Origin of the sequence: Glycomyces paridis (genome assembly GCF_004912155.1) — a bacterium.
GTDB classification, from domain to species: domain Bacteria; phylum Actinomycetota; class Actinomycetes; order Mycobacteriales; family Micromonosporaceae; genus Glycomyces; species Glycomyces paridis.
Genome location: NZ_STGX01000017.1, coordinates 1 through 16,798 on the forward strand (window position 1 = coordinate 1; position 16,798 = coordinate 16,798).

At 72.9% G+C, this 16,798-nt stretch carries 10 protein-coding genes and 2 pseudogenes; 6 read left to right on the forward strand and 6 right to left on the reverse strand.

Features of this window, described 5'->3' with window-relative positions; translation table 11 throughout:
- The 6 genes and pseudogenes from E9998_RS20225 to E9998_RS20250 form a co-directional block, all read right to left on the reverse strand.
- Positions 1-1,089, reverse strand: a pseudogene (locus E9998_RS20225) (hypothetical protein); the annotation flags it as partial.
- A gap of 279 nt (positions 1,090-1,368) precedes the next feature.
- Positions 1,369-3,633: an SCO7613 C-terminal domain-containing membrane protein gene (locus E9998_RS25520; protein ID WP_158299901.1), complete on the reverse strand. Its 2,265-nt coding sequence runs from the start codon at positions 3,631-3,633 to the stop codon at positions 1,369-1,371.
- A gap of 402 nt (positions 3,634-4,035) precedes the next feature.
- Positions 4,036-4,875, reverse strand: coding sequence for a hypothetical protein (locus E9998_RS20235; RefSeq protein ID WP_136531514.1), 840 nt, complete (start codon positions 4,873-4,875; stop codon positions 4,036-4,038).
- A gap of 273 nt (positions 4,876-5,148) precedes the next feature.
- Positions 5,149-7,233 (reverse strand): 3-hydroxyacyl-CoA dehydrogenase NAD-binding domain-containing protein, encoded by a 2,085-nt coding sequence (locus tag E9998_RS20240; RefSeq protein WP_136531515.1) that lies wholly within the window; start codon positions 7,231-7,233, stop codon positions 5,149-5,151.
- The gene (locus tag E9998_RS20245; RefSeq protein WP_136531516.1) at positions 7,233-8,420 is read right to left on the reverse strand and encodes a thiolase family protein; all 1,188 of its coding nucleotides are present in this window, start codon (positions 8,418-8,420) and stop codon (positions 7,233-7,235) included. Before E9998_RS20245 ends, E9998_RS20240 begins: the two co-directional genes overlap by 1 nt.
- A 196-nt stretch (positions 8,421-8,616) precedes the next feature.
- Positions 8,617-9,831, reverse strand: coding sequence for an HRDC domain-containing protein (locus E9998_RS20250; RefSeq protein ID WP_240037691.1), 1,215 nt, complete (start codon positions 9,829-9,831; stop codon positions 8,617-8,619).
- Between the two features lie 222 nt (positions 9,832-10,053).
- Here E9998_RS20250 and hemE point away from each other — a divergent pair, with 222 nt between their 5' ends.
- From hemE to E9998_RS25525, 6 genes and pseudogenes are all read left to right on the forward strand, one after another.
- The gene (hemE, locus tag E9998_RS20255; protein ID WP_204745564.1) at positions 10,054-11,109 is read left to right on the forward strand and encodes a uroporphyrinogen decarboxylase; all 1,056 of its coding nucleotides are present in this window, start codon (positions 10,054-10,056) and stop codon (positions 11,107-11,109) included.
- Positions 11,110-11,114: 5 nt separating this feature from the next.
- Complete coding sequence (gene hemG, locus E9998_RS20260; RefSeq protein ID WP_136531597.1) at positions 11,115-12,509, forward strand: protoporphyrinogen oxidase; 1,395 nt, start codon at positions 11,115-11,117, stop codon at positions 12,507-12,509.
- 42 nt (positions 12,510-12,551) lie between these two features.
- A complete protein-coding gene (gene hemQ / locus E9998_RS20265) occupies positions 12,552-13,265 on the forward strand; it encodes a hydrogen peroxide-dependent heme synthase (RefSeq protein WP_240037692.1) in 714 nt (237 codons plus the stop codon).
- 2 nt (positions 13,266-13,267) lie between these two features.
- Positions 13,268-13,699 carry a S24/S26 family peptidase gene (locus tag E9998_RS20270; protein WP_136531517.1) on the forward strand — a complete coding sequence of 144 codons (432 nt, stop codon included), beginning with the start codon at positions 13,268-13,270 and terminating at the stop codon, positions 13,697-13,699.
- 178 nt (positions 13,700-13,877) lie between these two features.
- Entirely contained in the window at positions 13,878-15,722 is a 1,845-nt protein-coding gene (gene ilvD / locus E9998_RS20275) for a dihydroxy-acid dehydratase (protein ID WP_136531518.1), read from the forward strand.
- Positions 15,723-15,860: 138 nt separating this feature from the next.
- Positions 15,861-16,798: pseudogene (locus tag E9998_RS25525) on the forward strand (hypothetical protein); the annotation flags it as partial.

Below are 16,798 nucleotides of genomic sequence, written 5' to 3' on the forward strand. Positions count from 1 at the left end.
GATCCAGGCGGCGGCGCCGAGCGCGGCCGCGATGGTGAGCATGAGGACCACGGCCTTGCCGATGGAGCTGGCGGCGGCGAAGGACGCGCCGACCGCCGCGAGCGGCAGGAGCGCCCAGCTGGTGGCGCTGAGGCGGGCGACGGCGCGGTAGACGGCGAGGACGGCGAGGACGCCCGCGGTCCAGGCGGCGACGGTCTGCGGCCCGAAGTCCGCGCCGGGCGGGCGGTACAGGTAGTACCCGGCCAGCGTGGTGCACCAGAGCGCGAGCGAGGCGAGCGCGGCGAAGGTCTCGGCGGTCGCCCACAGGCGGAAGCGCTTGAACGCGAACGGGACCGCGAGGAGCAGGACGGTCACGCCGCCGAGGATCGCGGCCCTGCCGCCGTTGCCCATGTTGCGCCAGGCGACGGCGGTGAAGATGATGATGGCGGCGGCCACGAGCAGGCCGCCGAGGCTCAGCAGTACGGTCTGCACGGTCTTGGAGCCGACCTCGCCCCTCTCGCGCGGCGCCGCCGCGTAGGGCGGCGCGCCCTGCGGCATCGGGTACGGCGGCGGGGCCCCGCCGGGCGGCGTGTGCGGAGCGGCCGGGCGGGCCGCCGGTGCGGGACCGCTCGGCGCCTGCGGGCCGGGCACCGGCGCCACGAGGGCCTGGGCAGTGGGCGCGGAAGCCTGAGCGGGCCCGGTCGGGGCTTGAGCGGCGGGCGTCTGCGGGCCGGTGACCGGCGGGGCGGGCGGCGCGGCGGGCGTGCCGAGCTGCGTCGTGGACGAAGTGTCCGCTTCGGGCTGCGGTGCGGCCTGCGTTCCGGACTGCGGCGTCGGGTCGGGCGCGGCGGTCGGCACCGGCGGTGCGGGCGGGGTGGCGGGCGGCGCAGCGGCGGCGCGGTAGCCGGCGGCGACCCTGGTGAGGTTCTCCAGGACCTCGCGGCGCTCGGCCTCGACGGCGGCGCGGCTGCTGAGCGAGGCGGGCATCGCGGTCAGGACCGCGTCGAGTTCGCCGAGCCGGGCGAGGAGCGGTTCCGGTCCGCGGCCGCACGATCCGCATCGCTCTGCGGTGGACGGGCGTCCACAGCGCGGGCAGTTGTACGTAGTCATGTGCACAGTGTGTCGGGCCTGTCAAATCCGTGGTCGGGCAATTCGGACACGTTTTGTGCGTGCTCCACAACCGGAGGCACGCGCGGATGGAGGTTCCGTGGGGAAATTCTTCAGGATTCCTCTAAACGGACCGCCCCCGGGGCGGACGCTCCCGGGCCCGCCGGGCGCCTTGCCAACAGGGGCAGGCACATCGGCGTCGAGCCTGCGGCCTCTGCCGATCCCGGGCACGCCGCGGGCCCGGCCGCAAGGGGCGTGGCCGGGCCCGGGACGGGTCGGGGGCTACCGCATGGCCTTGAGGCTGCGGCTCAGGCGGGCGAGGTCGCGGCGGCGCTGTTCCAGGGTCGCGCCCGCCGCGATGAGGACGGCGCCGGCCACCGACAGGGGCGCCCATTTGGGCACGAGGCTCCAGACGAGGGCGATCTCGTTGACCGCCAGCGCCGTGAGCACCACGGTCGCGAGGACGAGCGGGGCCTGCCACCGGCGGTTCGCGGCCAGGAGCAGGACGGCGAGAGCGGCGGCGCCGACGGCGACACGGCGCCACGGGTCGCCGTCGGGGCCGAAGGCGAGCGCGAGGGAGGGTCCGAAGCCGAGGGCGAGCGCGGGGGCGAGGGCCGCCCAGGAGCCGGTCTCGGGGTTGCGGTGCAGCAGCCACAGGCCGACGCCGAAGAGGAGTGCGGCCGGGGGCAGCGTGTACCACTCGACGAGTTCGGTGCCGCTGTAGGCGGTGAACAGCAGTTGGGAGGCGGTGGCGGCGGCGCAGGCGGCGAGGACGTGGCCGACGCGGCGGCGTTCGCCCGCGAGGGCGGCCACGGCGAACGCGGCGCCGTAGGCGAGGAACGCCAGGGGCGCGTGGGCGGTCGGTTCGCCGAGGAGGAACCCGCCGGTGAGGAACGCCAGGTAGGCGCCCGCCGAGACGTGCGCTCCGGCCGTGGCGACGGCGCGCGTGAAGGCGTCGTCGCGGGTCCGCAGGTGGAGGACGGCGAGGATGCTGGCGGTGATGGCCGTGGCGGCGAGGAGCGCGGGGGCGGGCGTGAAGCCGTTGGTGGCCGGTTCGTAGGCGGCGGCGAGGGCGGTGGCGGCGAGCCACGGCCAGGCCGCGATCCAGGCGATGACGCGCCCGGTGCGGTTCGGCGAGGCGAGCGCGATCGCCAGGGCGGCGGCGGTGACCGCCGCGAACGAGGCCGTGGGCGCCCACGGGCGGTCGAGGAGCGCCCCGGCGCCGAGGGCGCTCGTCGCGAGGGACACGGCGGCCCAGTCGGCGCGCAGGCCCTTGCGGGCCGCGGCGGCGCCCGCGGCGCAGGCGAGGGCGATCGCGGGGATCTCCCAGCGCAGCAGCGGGTTCGGTTCGGCGCCGTAGGCCACCGGCAGACTCGGGAGGGTCAGTGCGGCGCAGCAGGCGAGGACGACCGCGCCGACGGACTTGCCCGCCAGAGCGACGGCCTGCGACAGCGGCTTCGGGAAGATCCGCGCGACGGCGATGGCGAGTGCGGCGGCGCCGGTGAAGCAGGTGAGCGTGTACGCGCCGGTGACGGTGGCGGCGAGAGCCGCGGTGGCGGTGACGGTGACCGTCGCGGCGACGGCGGGGGCGAGCCAGGGGTGCTCGGCGTCGGGGTCGGTCCAGGAGGCGAGCACGACGACGACGGCGATGCCGAGCGCGAAGCCGGGGACGGCCAGGAGCGGGTCCTCGGCGCGCAGGGCCAGGATCCAGGCCGTGGCGGTGAGGGCCGCGGCGGCCGTGCCGGTCAGTGCGACCGCGGTGCGGCTCGCGCCGGTGACGCGGGCGTGGGCGGTGGCGAGGACGGCGACGGCGGCGAGGAGGCACGCGGTCGCGGCCGCGGTCGGCAGCAGCGCGGCGTCGAGGCCGAAGGCGGCGCGGAGCCCGGCGAGGAGGGCGGTGGCGATGCCGGCGGTGAGGAGCACGCGCGCCGACCAGCGGTCGGAGGCGGCGTGGCGGGTCGGGGCGGCCCGGACGGTCCAGGCCGCGCCCGCGAGCACCGCCGCGATGAGTCCCATGTGGATCGCCGCGGCGGCGGCGTCGCCGAAGGCGGCGAACGCGGTCCCGGTGGCGGCGATGGGCAGGACGGCCCAGGCGGGGGCGCTGACGCGGGCGGCGACGCGGTAGAGGACCGCGGCGGCGATCACGAGCGCGGTCCAGCGGGCCACGGCGAGCGCGGTGAGGCCGGTGCCCGAGGGCAGGTACAGGTAGTACCCGGCCAGGGCCGAGCACCACAGGGCGAGGGTCGCGGTGGCCGCGAGGGTCTCGGCGGTGGCCCACAGCCGGAACCTGGTGAGCGCGAAGGGCACCGCCAGGAGCAGACCGGTGGCCCCGGCGAGGATGGTGAGCCTCCCGCCGTCGCCCATCTGGCGCCAGGCGACGGCGGTGAAGACGATGATGCCGGCGGTCAGCAGGAGGCCGCCGAGGCACAGCAGGACGATCTGGACCGTCCTCGTGGTGATCTCGGCGCGGCCGGTCCGGTCCGAATCCTCGGGCCGTGAGATGACGGTGCCGGTCGCGGCGGCGTCGTTCGCAGGGGCGTTGTTCATAGGGACAGTGTCGAAGCGCCGTCAAACCATGAAACAGACAATTCGGGCGAGTTTTATGGAGCCTCTACAACGATCCGGGCCGCCGGGGCCCGATGTGGCCCTGAAATTCGTGGGTTCCGCCAAACGGACCGTACGGTTCGCGCCGTCCTGCCGAAACGGACGCCTCCAACCGGACTCCTCAAGGGGACGACATGAAAATCGCCGTACTCGGCACCGGTCCGGTCGGGCGCAAGCTCGCCGGGCGATCGTCCGAACTCGACCGCGGTGACCCCCGCGCGCGGCGACCGGGCCGGGCACCCGCCGGTCCTCCGCCGGCCGGATCGCCCGTTCCGGGCTCGCTCAGGCATGGGAACGGCCCCGCATCGCAGGATGCGGGGCCGTTCCGTCGGGAGGAAGTAAAGCCTATGAAGCCGACTCGTACGCGTCGATGATGTCCCAGGCCAGGCCCTCCCACTGGGCGTAGGCGTCGGGGAACGCCGAGACCTGGACGGCCTGCGCGGCCGAGGCGATCGACATGTCCTGCCAGCCGCCGACGTCCTCGAGGGTGCCGTAGAACTTGCTCGCGGAGGTGCTCACGTCCATGAGCTCCTCGACCGAGCCCCAGCCCATCGACGGGCGCTGCTGGAAGATGCCGACCGAGTCGTGGTCGGAGTAGGTGACGTCGGAGTCGGTGTACTCGAAGCTCTCCGGGACGGCCTCGGAGGCGGCGTTGTACATCTTCGCCTCCTGCATCGCGGTGGCGAGGGCGACGGCCCAGCCGTTCTCGTCGAAGCCCATCTCCTTGCCGGTCTCGATGATCGTGACCGCGTTGGCCTCCTGCTCGTCGTCGATGTCGCTGACGTCGATGTCGACGGGGCCGGCGGGCTCCTTCTCGGGCTCGGGGGCCTCCTCCTCGGGAGCCGCCTCCTCCTCGGCGGCCTCCTCGGTCGTCGCCTCTTCGGTGGCGGCCTCGGTGGTCGCCTCCTCCTGGGCGGCCTCCGTGGTCTCCTTCGCGGGCGCCTCGGCGGCGGCGGCCGCGGGGGCCGCAGGCTCGTCGGCGTTGGAGATGGCCCAGGCGGCGGTGGCGCCCGAACCGGTGAACACGGCGGCGGCCACGGCCACGACCGCGACGCGGCGTGCGCGCTTCCCGTTGGGGTGCTCGTCCTTGAATCCGGCGAGGGAGTTGCCCAGCCGCTGGGAGACCGCGGCGGCGGCGCTCCGGAACGAACCGGTCACGCCTTCGATGATCTTGGTGATCTGCACCCGGCAACCGTAGGGAGCGAAATAGCGGGCTCAAAACGGTCGACGGCCGCATAATCCAAGGTCAGGAGGGGGTTCCTAGCCGGTAGGTAAGGGGTACGGCATTTGCCCGGAACCGCCGCTATCGTCGGACCCGCCCGAAGGCGTCCCCGCTGCCGTCCGACCTGCTCGGGACACGGGACGAGCCCGACTCATCCTTTCGGACGAGCCGGGCTCGTCGCAAAGATAACGTGACCGCGGTCACGATCAATGCTGCTCGTGGGAGCCTTCCCTCGATCAGTCCCGAGAACCCAGGGGCTTTCCCGACACCGCGGTCGAAACACCCTCCCGGTCCAGGTACGGCGTCAGACCGCCCAGCCAGAACGGGAACCCCGCGCCCATGATCATCGCCAGGTCCACCTGACGAGCCGACGGCACCACGCCCTCGTCGAGCATGAACCGCACCTCCTCGGCCAGACCCCCGAGCACCCGCGCCCGCACCTCCTCGGCCGACGACGGCGCGTCGCCGAGCTTCACGACCGCCTTCGCCTCCGCCGTCAGACGACCCTTGCCCTTCGCCTCCGGCTCGAACACCGCGAAATCGGCCTCAGCCAACCGCCGCAGGTTCTCCGACGCCGGGAACCGCGGCCCCAGGTCCTCGTTCAAGTGCTGGCACAGGTGCCACGCCACCTGGAGCCCCACGAGCTCCAGCAGCGCGAACGGCCGCATCGGCAGCCCCAGGTCGTCCAGCGCCACGTCCGCGACCTCCACCGGCGTGCCCGCGTCCACCGCACCGGTGACCTCCGCGAGCATCCGGCCCAGCAGCCGGTTCACGATGAACGCCGGACGGTCCGCAGACCCCACCGCCGTCTTCTTCAGCTTCTTCGCCACCGCGTACGCCGTCGCCAGCGTCGCCTGATCGGTCGACTCCGTCGCGATGACCTCCACCAGCGGCATCACCGCCACCGGGTTGAAGAAGTGCATCCCCACCAGGCGCTCGGGGTGCTTCAACTGCGAGGCCATCGCCGTGATCGACAGCCCCGAGGTGTTCGTGACCAGCAGCGCCTCCTCCGAGACGATCGACTCGACCTCCGCGAACACCGCCTGCTTGACCGACAGCTCCTCGAACACCGCCTCGATCACCAGGTCGCAGTCGGCGTACACCGACTTGTCGGCGCTGGCCGACACGAGCGAGCGCAGCTTCGCGGCCTTGAGCCGCGTGGCGCGGCCCTTGGCCTCGAGCTTGTCGATCTCGGCCCGCACGTAGGCGAGGCCGCGCTCGGCGCGCTCGGCGTCGAGGTCGGTCATGACCACCGGGACGCCGAGGCGGCGGGCGAACATGAGCGCGATCTGCCCGGCCATGAGCCCGGCGCCGACGACGCCGACCTTGCCGATCTCCTTGGCCAGCCCCGGGCTCGGGGCGCCCTCGGGGCGCTTGCCGAGGGCGCGGACGAGGTTGAACGCGTAGATGCTCGCCTGGAACTGCGGGCCGACCTCCAGGTCGGCCAGGGCCTCGTCCTCGGCGAGCGAGCCCTCCTCGAACGTGGCCGTGCGGGCCAGTTCGAGCAGGTCGAGCGCGCGCACGGCCGCGGCGGAGGCGTTGTGGACCTTCTCGTCCACGAGCTTGCGAGCCCCGGCGATGACCAGCGGCCACGCCTCGCGGTCGATCTCGGGCCGGGTCACCGCGATCTCGCCCGTGGCGACCTTGACGGCCCAGTCGAGCGACTCCTCCAGGAAGTCGGCGGCCTCGAACTGCGCGTCGGCGATGCCGAGCGGGACGAGGTCGGTGCCCTTGAGCATCTTGTTCTGGTTCAGCGGGTTGCCGACGACGACCTGCGCGGCCTTCTCGACCCCGATGAGGTTCGGCAGGATCTGCGAGCCGCCCCAGCCGGGGATGAGCCCGATGGAGACCTCGGGCAGGCCCAGGCCGTTCGCGCTGGTGCTGACCGTGCGGTAGTGGCAGTGCAGGGCCAGCTCGAAGCCGCCGCCGAGGGCCACGCCGTTGACGAACGCGAACGTGGGGACCGCGGAGTCCTTGAGCCGCTTGTAGAGCGCGTGCCCGGCCTGGGCGAGCATGAGCCCCTGCTCGCGCGACTCCAGGCTCGGCATGAGCTTGATGTCGGCGCCGGCCAGGAAGATGAACGGCTTGCCGGTGACGGCGACGAGCTTGACGTCCTCGGCGGCGTCGACCTCGTCCAGGGCCCGCCACAGGTTCTTGAGCCCGCCGGGCCCGAACGAGGAGGGCTTGGTGTGGTCGTAGCCGTTGTCGAGGGTGATGAGCGCGGCCCGGCCGCCGAGCCCGCGGGGCTCCAGGAAGCGGACGTGGGCCTCGGTGACGACCTCTTCGGCGAAGTCGGGAAGGTCGAGCGGTGTCGCGTACATTACTTGGCCCCCTTGAAGTTCGGGTTCTCCCAGATGACCGTGCCGCCCTGGCCGAGGCCGACGCACATGGTGGTGACGCCGTAGCGCACCTCGGGGTGGACGGCGAACTCGCGGGCGAGCTGGGTCATCAGGCGCACGCCGGAGGAGGCGAGCGGGTGGCCCATGGCGATCGCGCCGCCCCACGGGTTGACGCGCGGGTCGTCGTCGGCGATCTTGAAGTGGTCGAGGAAGGCCAGCACCTGGACGGCGAAGGCCTCGTTGATCTCGAACAGGCCGATGTCCTCGATGGTGAGCCCGGCGCGGGCCAGGGCCTTCTCGGTGGCCGGGATCGGGCCGACGCCCATCGTCTCGGGGTCGACGCCGGCGAAGGCGAAGCCGACCATCCTCATGGCGACCGGCAGCCCCAGTTCGGCGGCGGTCTCGGCGTCGGCCAGCAGGCACGCGGTGGCGCCGTCGGTGAGCGGCGCGGCGGTGCCGGCGGTGACGCGCCCGTGCGGGCGGAAGGGCGTGCGCAGGTTCGCGAGCCCTTCGAGGGTCGTGCCGGGGCGGGGGAGCTCGTCGGCGGAGGCGACGGTCCAGCCCTCGTCGGAGCGGGCGGCCATCGTGGTGACGTCCTCGGTCAGCCTCGCGACGGCCTCGGCGTAGCGCTGCTGGCTGCCCACGGCGTAGGCGTCGGCGCGCTCCTTGGTGATGTGCGGGAACAGGTCGTGCAGGTTCTCGGCCGTGTTGCCCATGTTGAGCGCCTCGGGGTCGACCAGCCGCTCGGCGACGATGCGCGGATTGGGGTCGACGCCCTCGCCCATGGGGTGGTTCGACATCGACTCGACGCCCCCGGCGATGGCGATGTCGTACTGCCGGGCGGCGATGGCGGCGGACACGTTGGTCACGGCCGTCATCGCGCCCGCGCACATGCGGTCGATGGAGTAGCCGGGGACGCTCCGGGGCAGCCCGGCCAGGAGCGCGGCGGTGCGGCCGAGCGTGAGGCCCTGGTCGCCGATCTGCGTGGTGGCCGCCAGGGCCACCTCGTCGACGCGCTCAGGCGGCAGCCCCGGGTTGCGGCGCAGCAGCGTCCTGATGCAGCGGATGATCAAGTCGTCGGCGCGGGTGTCCTCGAAGAGTTTCCCCGCCTTGCCGAACGGGGTCCGTACCCCGTCGACGAAGACGACATCGCGGATGGTGTCGTTCACGCCAGCCCCTCCTTTGGGTATGCAGCGTCGAAAGTGTGCATCGTCACGACGAATGTTACCCGTAAGTAAGTTGAATGTCGCGGCGCCGTCCAGCCTAGTGCCGATCGCGCTCCAGGCCCGGCGTTCGCGCAGGTGGCGGGCATGAGAAAGCGCCCGTCGGGGCACGGGGCCCCGGCGGGCGCGAAGACGCGCGGTCTCAGTCCTGGAGCGCTCCGGCCAGGCCCGCGGCGAGCAGCTCGATCTGCCATTCGCGGGCGCCGCCCTCGGCGAGGACGGTGCGCACGTGGCTCTCGGTGACGCGCTTGGGCGGCTCCCAGGCCAGGCCGCGCACGAGCGCGGGGGCGATGAGGTTCTCGGCGGGCAGGCGGTGCTTCCCGGCGACCTCGACGACCACTTCACGGGCGGCGGCGAGGCGCTCGGCGGCGACCGGGTCGCGGTCGGCCCAGCGGTGCGTCGCGGGCGGGCCGTCCTGTGGCGGGGTCGTGGAGGGCAGGTCCTCGCCGGGGACGGTGCGGGCCTCGGCCAGGGCCGCCAGCCACAGGCGCGCGTTGGTGCGCCCGCCGCGGCGCCGGAAGCCCGGCAGGCCCATGAGCTCGGCGAAGTCGGTGGGGTCGGCGGTGGCGGCCTCGACGATGGCCGCGTCCGGCAGGACCTTCCCGGGCGCGCGGTCGAGCTTGCGCGCCAGGTCGTCGCGGGCCTCCCAGACGGCGCGGACGCGGCCGAGCGCGCGGGCGCCGCGCACCTTGTGGATGCCGCTGGTGCGGCGCCACGGCTCCTTGCGGGGCTTGGGCGGCCCGGCGGTGCGCACGTGCTCGAACTCGGCCTCGGCCCAGGCGGTCTTGCCCTGGCGGGCCAGTTCGGCGTCGAGCTCGTCGCGCAGTTCGATGAGGAGTTCGACGTCCAGGGCGGCGTAGGCGAGCCAGTCGTGGGGGAGCGGGCGCGAGGACCAGTCGGCCGCCGAGTGCTGCTTCTCCAGCCGGAACCCGAGGAGCTGCTCGGTGATCGAGGCGAGGCCGACCTTCTCGAAGTCGCACAGGCGCGCGGCCAGCTCGGTGTCGAACAGCTTCGAGGGGTGCAGGTCGAGCTCTTCCAGGCAGGGCAGGTCCTGGCTGGCGGCGTGGAGGATCCACTCCGAGCCGGACAGGACGCGGCGCAGGGGGTCGAGGTCCTCGATCGGGATGGGGTCGACCAGGACCGAGCCGGCGCCCGCCCGGCGCAGCTGGATGAGGTACGCCCGGCCCGAGTACCGGAAGCCGGAGGCGCGCTCGGTGTCGACCGCGATCGGCCCGGACCCGGCCGCAAGGCGCGCGGCCGCCTCGGCCAGCTCCACGGACGTCTGGATGAGCGGGGGCATCCCTTCGCGCGGCTCGGTGAGGAGTTCGGCTTCGGGTTCGGGTTGGGGATCGGTCACCTGTTCACCGTACGGCCAGGTAACCTGCGCGCGCTACTGCCCCGCCGCACAGGAGACCGATTTACACCCGATAGTGGCTGAATCAACCTATATATCCTCCATGATGGACGACCGATTCCGGCACGGGCGGCCCCGCCGCCGCTCCCGGCGCCCCCACCGGTGCGGGCCACATCGCACTCGTCGCTGCGGCGGCCCGCCCCCGCGGCGTGGAAGGATGGCAACGTGTCAAACGCAGCAGCAGCCGTTCCCACGACGTCCCCGTTCCTCGCGGCCTGCCGCGGCGAAACCCCCGCGCACACCCCCGTCTGGTTCATGCGCCAGGCCGGGCGCTCACTCCCCGAGTACAAGACCGCCCGCGCCGGCACCACCATGCTCGAAGCCTGCCGCACCCCCGAGCTCGTCGCCGAGATCACCATGCAGCCGGTGCGCCGCTACGGCGTCGACGCCGCGATCTTCTTCTCCGACATCGTCGTGCCGATCGCCGCCGTCGGCGTCGACGTCGAGATCGTCCCCGGCGTCGGCCCCGTCGTCGCCGAACCCCTGCGCACCGAGGCCGACGCGAAGCGCCTGCGCAACCTCGACCCCTGCGACGTCGGCTACGTCACCGAGGCGATCGGCCTGCTCACCAAGGAGCTCGGCGACACCCCCCTCATCGGCTTCGCCGGGGCCCCCTTCACCCTCGCCTCCTACCTCATCGAGGGCGGGCCCTCCCGCGACCACGCGAAGACCAAGGCCCTCATGCACTCCGCGCCCGAGGTCTGGCACGCCATCGCCTCACGCCTCGCCGCGATCTGCGGCGAGTTCCTGCGCGTCCAGGTCGAGGCTGGCGCCCGGGCCGTGCAGCTCTTCGACTCCTGGGCCGGAGCCCTCTCCGAGGCCGACTACCGCCGCTTCGCCCTCCCGCACTCCACCGCCGCCCTCGCCGGCGTCGCCGAGTCGGTGCCCCGCATCCACTTCGGCGTCGGCACCGGCCACCTCCTCGAAGCGATGGCCGAGACCGGCGCCGAGGTCTCAGGCGTCGACTTCCGCACCCCCCTCGCCCAGGCCGCCGCCCGCCTCCCCGACAAGACCCTCCAGGGCAACCTCGACCCCGCGCTGGTCCTCGCCGACGACGCCGCGCTCACCGCCGCCACGGACGCCGTCCTCGAATCCGGCCGCGCCGCCAAGGCCCACATCTTCAACCTCGGCCACGGCGTCCTCCCCGACTCCGACCCCGGCAAGCTCAAACTCGTCGTCGACAGGGTTCACGAACAGTCCGCGCGCGGGACCGACGCGTGAGCCCCATGACGCCCGCCCGCGTCACGGGCACCCCCGGCCGCACCCGCGTCCTCGTCATCGGCGGGGGCATCACCGGCCTCGCCGCCGCCCACCGCCTCCGCGGCCGCCTCGGACCCGACGCCGAGATCATCGTCGCCGAGCAGTCCATGCGCCTGGGCGGCAAGATCTGCACCGTCGACTTCGCCGGACGCCCCGTCGAGACCGGCGCCGAATCCCTCCTCGCCGCCCGCCCCGAAGCCATCGGCCTCGCCCGCGCCGTCGGCCTCGGCGACGCCATCGTCCACCCCGCCGCCCTCAAACCCGCCCTCAGCCTCGGCGGCCGACTCGTCGACTTCCCCGCCGGGCACATGATGGGCATCCCCGGCGACCCCGCCGACGTCGCCGCCATCGCCGACGCCAAAGAACGCCCCGACAACGGCCTGCCCATCCTCGAACCCGGCCAGGACCTCTCCGTCGGCGCCCTCGTCCGCGCCCGACTCGGCGACGACGTCCTCGACCGCCTCGTCGCCCCCATGCTCTCGGGCGTCTACGCCGGCGACGTCGACCGCCTCTCCGTGCGCGCCGTCATGCCCCAGCTCGCCGACGCACTCGAACGCCACTCGCGCCTGACCGAAGCGGTCAACGAGATCAAACGGCCCCCCGCCGACGGCCCGCGCCCGCCCGTCTTCGCCACCATCGACGGCGGCCTCGACCGCCTCGTCACCGCCACCTCCGCCGCCGCCCGCGCCGAGATCCGCCTCGGCATGACCGTCCGCGAACTGCGCCAGACCCCCTACGGCTGGGAGGTCATCGCCGGACCCGTCCCCGACCCGATCAAGATCACCGCCGACGCCGTCGTCCTCGCCGTTCCCGCCACGCCCGCCGCCCAGCTCCTGCGCGCCGTCGAACCCCAGGCCGCCGCCGCCCTCTCCGGCGTCGCCTACGCCTCGGTCGCCCTGGCCGCCTTCGCCTTCGAGCACGTCGACCTCCCCGAGCGCTCCGGGTTCCTCACCCCCGCCTCCGAAGGCAAGACCGTCAAGGCCGCCACCTTCGCCTCCAAGAAATGGCCCCACCTCGGACGCCGCCGCCAGATCGTGCGCGTCTCGATGGGCCGCCTCGGCGAAGAGGCCCTCCTCCAGTACGACGACGCCACCCTCGCCAAGACCGCCCTGCGCGAACTCGGCGAACACCTCGGCCACCGCCTCCCCGAACCCGTCGACCAGCGCATCGACCGCTGGGGCGGCGCCCTCCCGCAGTACACCCCCGGCCACCTCGCCCGCGTCGCCGCCGCCCGTGAGGCGCTCGCCGACCACCGCGGCATCGCCATCGCCGGCGCCGCCGTCGACGGCGTCGGCATCGCCGCCTGCGTCGCCTCCGGCCAGCACGCCGCTGACGACATCGCCGACCTGCTCGACGCCTGACCTCACGCCGACCGACCGCAGACCCGAACGAAGGGGCCACCAGTGACCGAGCACCAGTCCAACAACCCGAACGCGCAGCGCATCAAGGAACTCAACGAGACGATCCGCTACACCCTCTGGTCGGTCTTCCGCGTCGAGGAGCCCATGCCCTCCATCCGCCAGGACCTCGCCGGCGACTCCGAGAACTTCTTCGAGAAGCACTGCGCCGACCTCGGCGTCACCGTCCGCGGCACCTACGACCTCACGGGCCTGCGCGCCGACGCCGACCTCATGGTCTGGTGGCACGCCGAATCCTCCGACCACCTCCAGAAGGCCTACGCCGACTTCCGCCGCTCCGCCCTCGGACGCCACCTCGCCCCCGTCTGGTCCAACATGGCCCTGCACCGGCCCGCCGAGTTCAACCGCAGCCACCTCCCGGCCTTCCTCACCGAGGAACCCCGCGGCTACGTCAGCGTCTACCCCTTCGTGCGCTCCTACGACTGGTACCTCCTGCCCGACGAGGAGCGCCGCGACCTCCTGCGCGAACACGGCCAGATGGCCCGCGACTACCCCGACGTGCGCGCCAACACCGTGCCCGCCTTCGCGCTCGGCGACTACGAGTGGATCCTCGCCTTCGAGGCCGAGGAACTCCACCGCATCGTCGACCTCATGCGCGAGCTGCGCGCCTCCCGCGCCCGGCTCCACGTGCGCGAAGAGGTCCCCTTCTACACCGGCAGGCGCCGCACCATCACCGACATCATCAACGACCTGCCGTAGCGGTGGACTCCTCCGGCTGGCTCTCGGCGCTCGCGCTGTTCCTCGCCGTCGGGCTGCTCGCCGAATCGGTGCGGCAGCTGCGGCGGCGCTGGCTGCTGGTCAAGGTCGAGGGGCATTCGATGGAGCCGGCGCTGCGCGACGGCGGCGAGGTGCTCGCGCGCCGCACGCGGCGGTTCGAGACCGGGAGGGTCGCGGTCGTCCTGGCGCCGGACCCGGTGCTCGGCTGGGCCGAGACGCGGCGGACCGGAAGCCGGGACGCCTTGTGGCTCAAGCGGATCGCCGCCGGGCCGGGCGAGCCGATGCCCGACTCCGGCGACCCGGTCCCGGCCGGGCACTACTTCCTGCTCAGCGACAACCCGATCGGCGCCGACTCCCGCCGCCACGGCCCGTGCCCGGCCGCGGCGATGGTCGGCGTCGTCATTCGCGAGTTCTAGTCGCATAAATGGCATGTCGGACCCTGCGGGTACTATTGCGCCAGGGGTCCCTTAAGGTGATATATCGGTAATATCAGGACTTGCGGTATTTCACGTTCTCCGCGGTCCCGCTCCTACTTAGGGAATCCTAAGGTGCGGGCGCTTCATCCCGTCATGCGGGACGTGGCAGACTTGTCCCATGCCAGCGCTACGTTCACGCACTTCCACTCATGGCCGCCAGATGGCCGGCGCCCGCGCGCTGTGGCGCGCCACCGGCATGACCGACTCCGACTTCGGCAAGCCGATCGTGGCCATCGCCAACTCGTACACCCAGTTCGTGCCCGGGCACGTGCACCTCAAGGACATGGGCGACATCGTCGCCGGGGCGATCGCCGAGGCCGGCGGCGTCTCCAAGGAGTTCCACACGATCGCCGTCGACGACGGCATCGCGATGGGCCACGAGGGGATGCTCTACTCGCTGCCCAGCCGCGAGATCATCGCCGACTCCGTCGAGTACATGGTCAACGCGCACTGCGCCGACGCGCTCGTCTGCATCTCCAACTGCGACAAGATCACCCCCGGGATGCTCATGGCCGCGCTGCGCCTGAACATCCCGGTCGTCTTCGTCTCCGGCGGCCCGATGGAGGCCGGCAAGACGATCGACAAGGACGGCATCGTCGTCCAGAAGCTCGACCTGGTCGACCCGATGGTCGCGGCCGCGAACGACGACGTCTCCGACGCGCAGCTGCGCCAGATGGAGCTCGACGCGTGTCCGACCTGCGGTTCCTGTTCGGGCATGTTCACCGCGAACTCGATGAACTGCCTCACCGAGGCCATGGGCCTGTCCCTGCCGGGCAACGGCTCGACCCTCGCCACGCACACGGCCCGCCGGGCCCTGTTCGAGGAGGCGGGGCGCACGGTCATGGACCTGGCCCGTCGCTACTACGACCAGGACGACGAGTCGGTCCTGCCGCGCAGCATCGCCACCCGCGACGCGTTCGAGAACGCGATGGCGATGGACGTCGCCATGGGCGGCTCCACGAACACGATCCTGCACCTCCTGGCCGCCGCCCGCGAGGCGGAGCTGGACTTCCAGGTCTCCGACATCGACGCGATCTCGCGCCGCGTCGCGTGCCTGGCGAAGGTCGCCCCGAACTCGCCGAAGTTCCACATGGAGGACTTCCACCGCGCCGGAGGCATCCCCGCGATCATGGGCGAGCTGCGCCGCGGCGGCCTGCTCAACGAGGGGGTCGGCTCCGTGCACTCGGCGTCGCTCGCCGAGTGGCTCGCGAAGTGGGACATCCGCGCCGAGGCCCCGGCCCCGGAGGCGATCGAGCTGTTCCACGCCGCGCCCGGCAACGTGCGCACCACGCAGGCGTTCTCGACCTCGAACCGCTGGAAGAGCCTCGACACGGACGCCGAAGAGGGCTGCATCCGCGCCGTCGAGCACGCCTACACCAAGGACGGCGGCCTCGCGGTCCTGTTCGGCAACCTCGCCGTGGACGGCTGCGTCGTCAAGACCGCGGGCGTGCCCGAGGAGAACTGGACCTTCACCGGCCCGGCGCACGTCTTCGAGTCCCAGGACGACGCGGTGCAGGGCATCCTCGACAAGTCCGTGAAGGAGGGCGAGGTCGTCGTCATCCGCTACGAGGGCCCCAAGGGCGGCCCCGGCATGCAGGAGATGCTCTACCCGACCTCGTTCCTCAAGGGCCGCGGCCTCGGCCGCAAGTGCGCGCTCATCACCGACGGCCGCTTCTCGGGCGGCACCTCCGGCCTCTCCATCGGACACGTCAGCCCCGAGGCGGCCGGCGAGGGCCTGATCGCCCTGGTCGAGGACGGCGACGTGATCGAGATCGACATCCCCGCCCGCAGGCTCGAACTGCGCGTCGAGGACTCGGTCCTGGCCGAACGCCGTGTGGCCCAGGAGAAGCGCGAGCAGCCCTACACGCCCGCGAACCGCGCCCGCACGGTCTCGCGCGCGCTCCAGGCGTACGCCGCGATGGCGACCCCGGCCAGCGACGGCGCGGTCCGCAAGGTTGGATAGCGAGGCCGGATAGCGAGGCCGGATAGCGACGTCGGTTAGCGACGGTTCACGAGCGGCGGGGTCCCTCCGGGACCCCGCCGCTTGCGCGTCCGGGGCAGAATGGTCGCTCACGTTCCCCCCGACCCCAGGAGCGGCCCGATGCCCCGTGTCAGCCCTATGTGGACAGGCGAGTACGGCCAGTCCTCCGCGATCAACGACCTCGACGAGGAACTGGAGTACGAGCGCGCCGCCCGGCGGCGCCAGGCCCAGCGGTTCGAGTCCGCGCAGAGCGACCTCAAGGGCGGCCTCGACCGCGTCGACTCCAGGCTCGGCGGCGTCGCCGACCGCGTCGAACTCGTCCTCGCCTGGACCGAGCTGCGCTTCCAACTCCTCGAATTCGACGAGTACGAGGCGCGCAAGGAGATCCGCAAGACCCTGCGGGCCCTCGCCCAGGGCCTGCCCGCGCGCCTGCCCGAGACAGGTGACGTGCCCGGCTACTGGCTCCCGCCCGCCGCTGCCGCCGCCCTCCCGCTGGTCCTGCGCGACCGCACCGCCCCCGGCGTCCCCGCCCAGCGCACCGTCCCCTTCACCGACCTCAAGGCCGGGCTCGAATCCGCCCGCGAGCGCGACGAGATCCGCGCCGAGTTGTTCAACCTCGCCGTGGGCCGCTGCTTCGACCAGCCCGCCCTCATCGACCTCGCGGTCCTGCGGCTCCTCTCCGCCCCCGGCGACCTGGGCTCCAGCACGTCGGTCGAGCCTGGAGGACCCGGCGACTCCACCTCCGGCAACGCCGCCCCGGTCGCCGCCGCCTGGCGCAGCCTCTGGGAACACGCCGCCCTCGGCGAGTTCGGCCCCTCCGCGGCCGACCAGCTCACGACGCTCCTGCGCGAGCGCTTCGACCCCGCCGCGATCGACGAGTCCGAACTGGAGGCCTGGGACCAGTCGATCGTGACCTTCGGCGCGAGCGAGTCCCGCAAGCCCTCCAAGGCCGAGGCCTACGCCGCGTTCGCCGAACACCTCGCCGAATTGCGTGAGACCGGCACGGTCGAGATCAGCACGGTCGAGAACGGCACGAACGAGATCAGGACGGTCGAGAA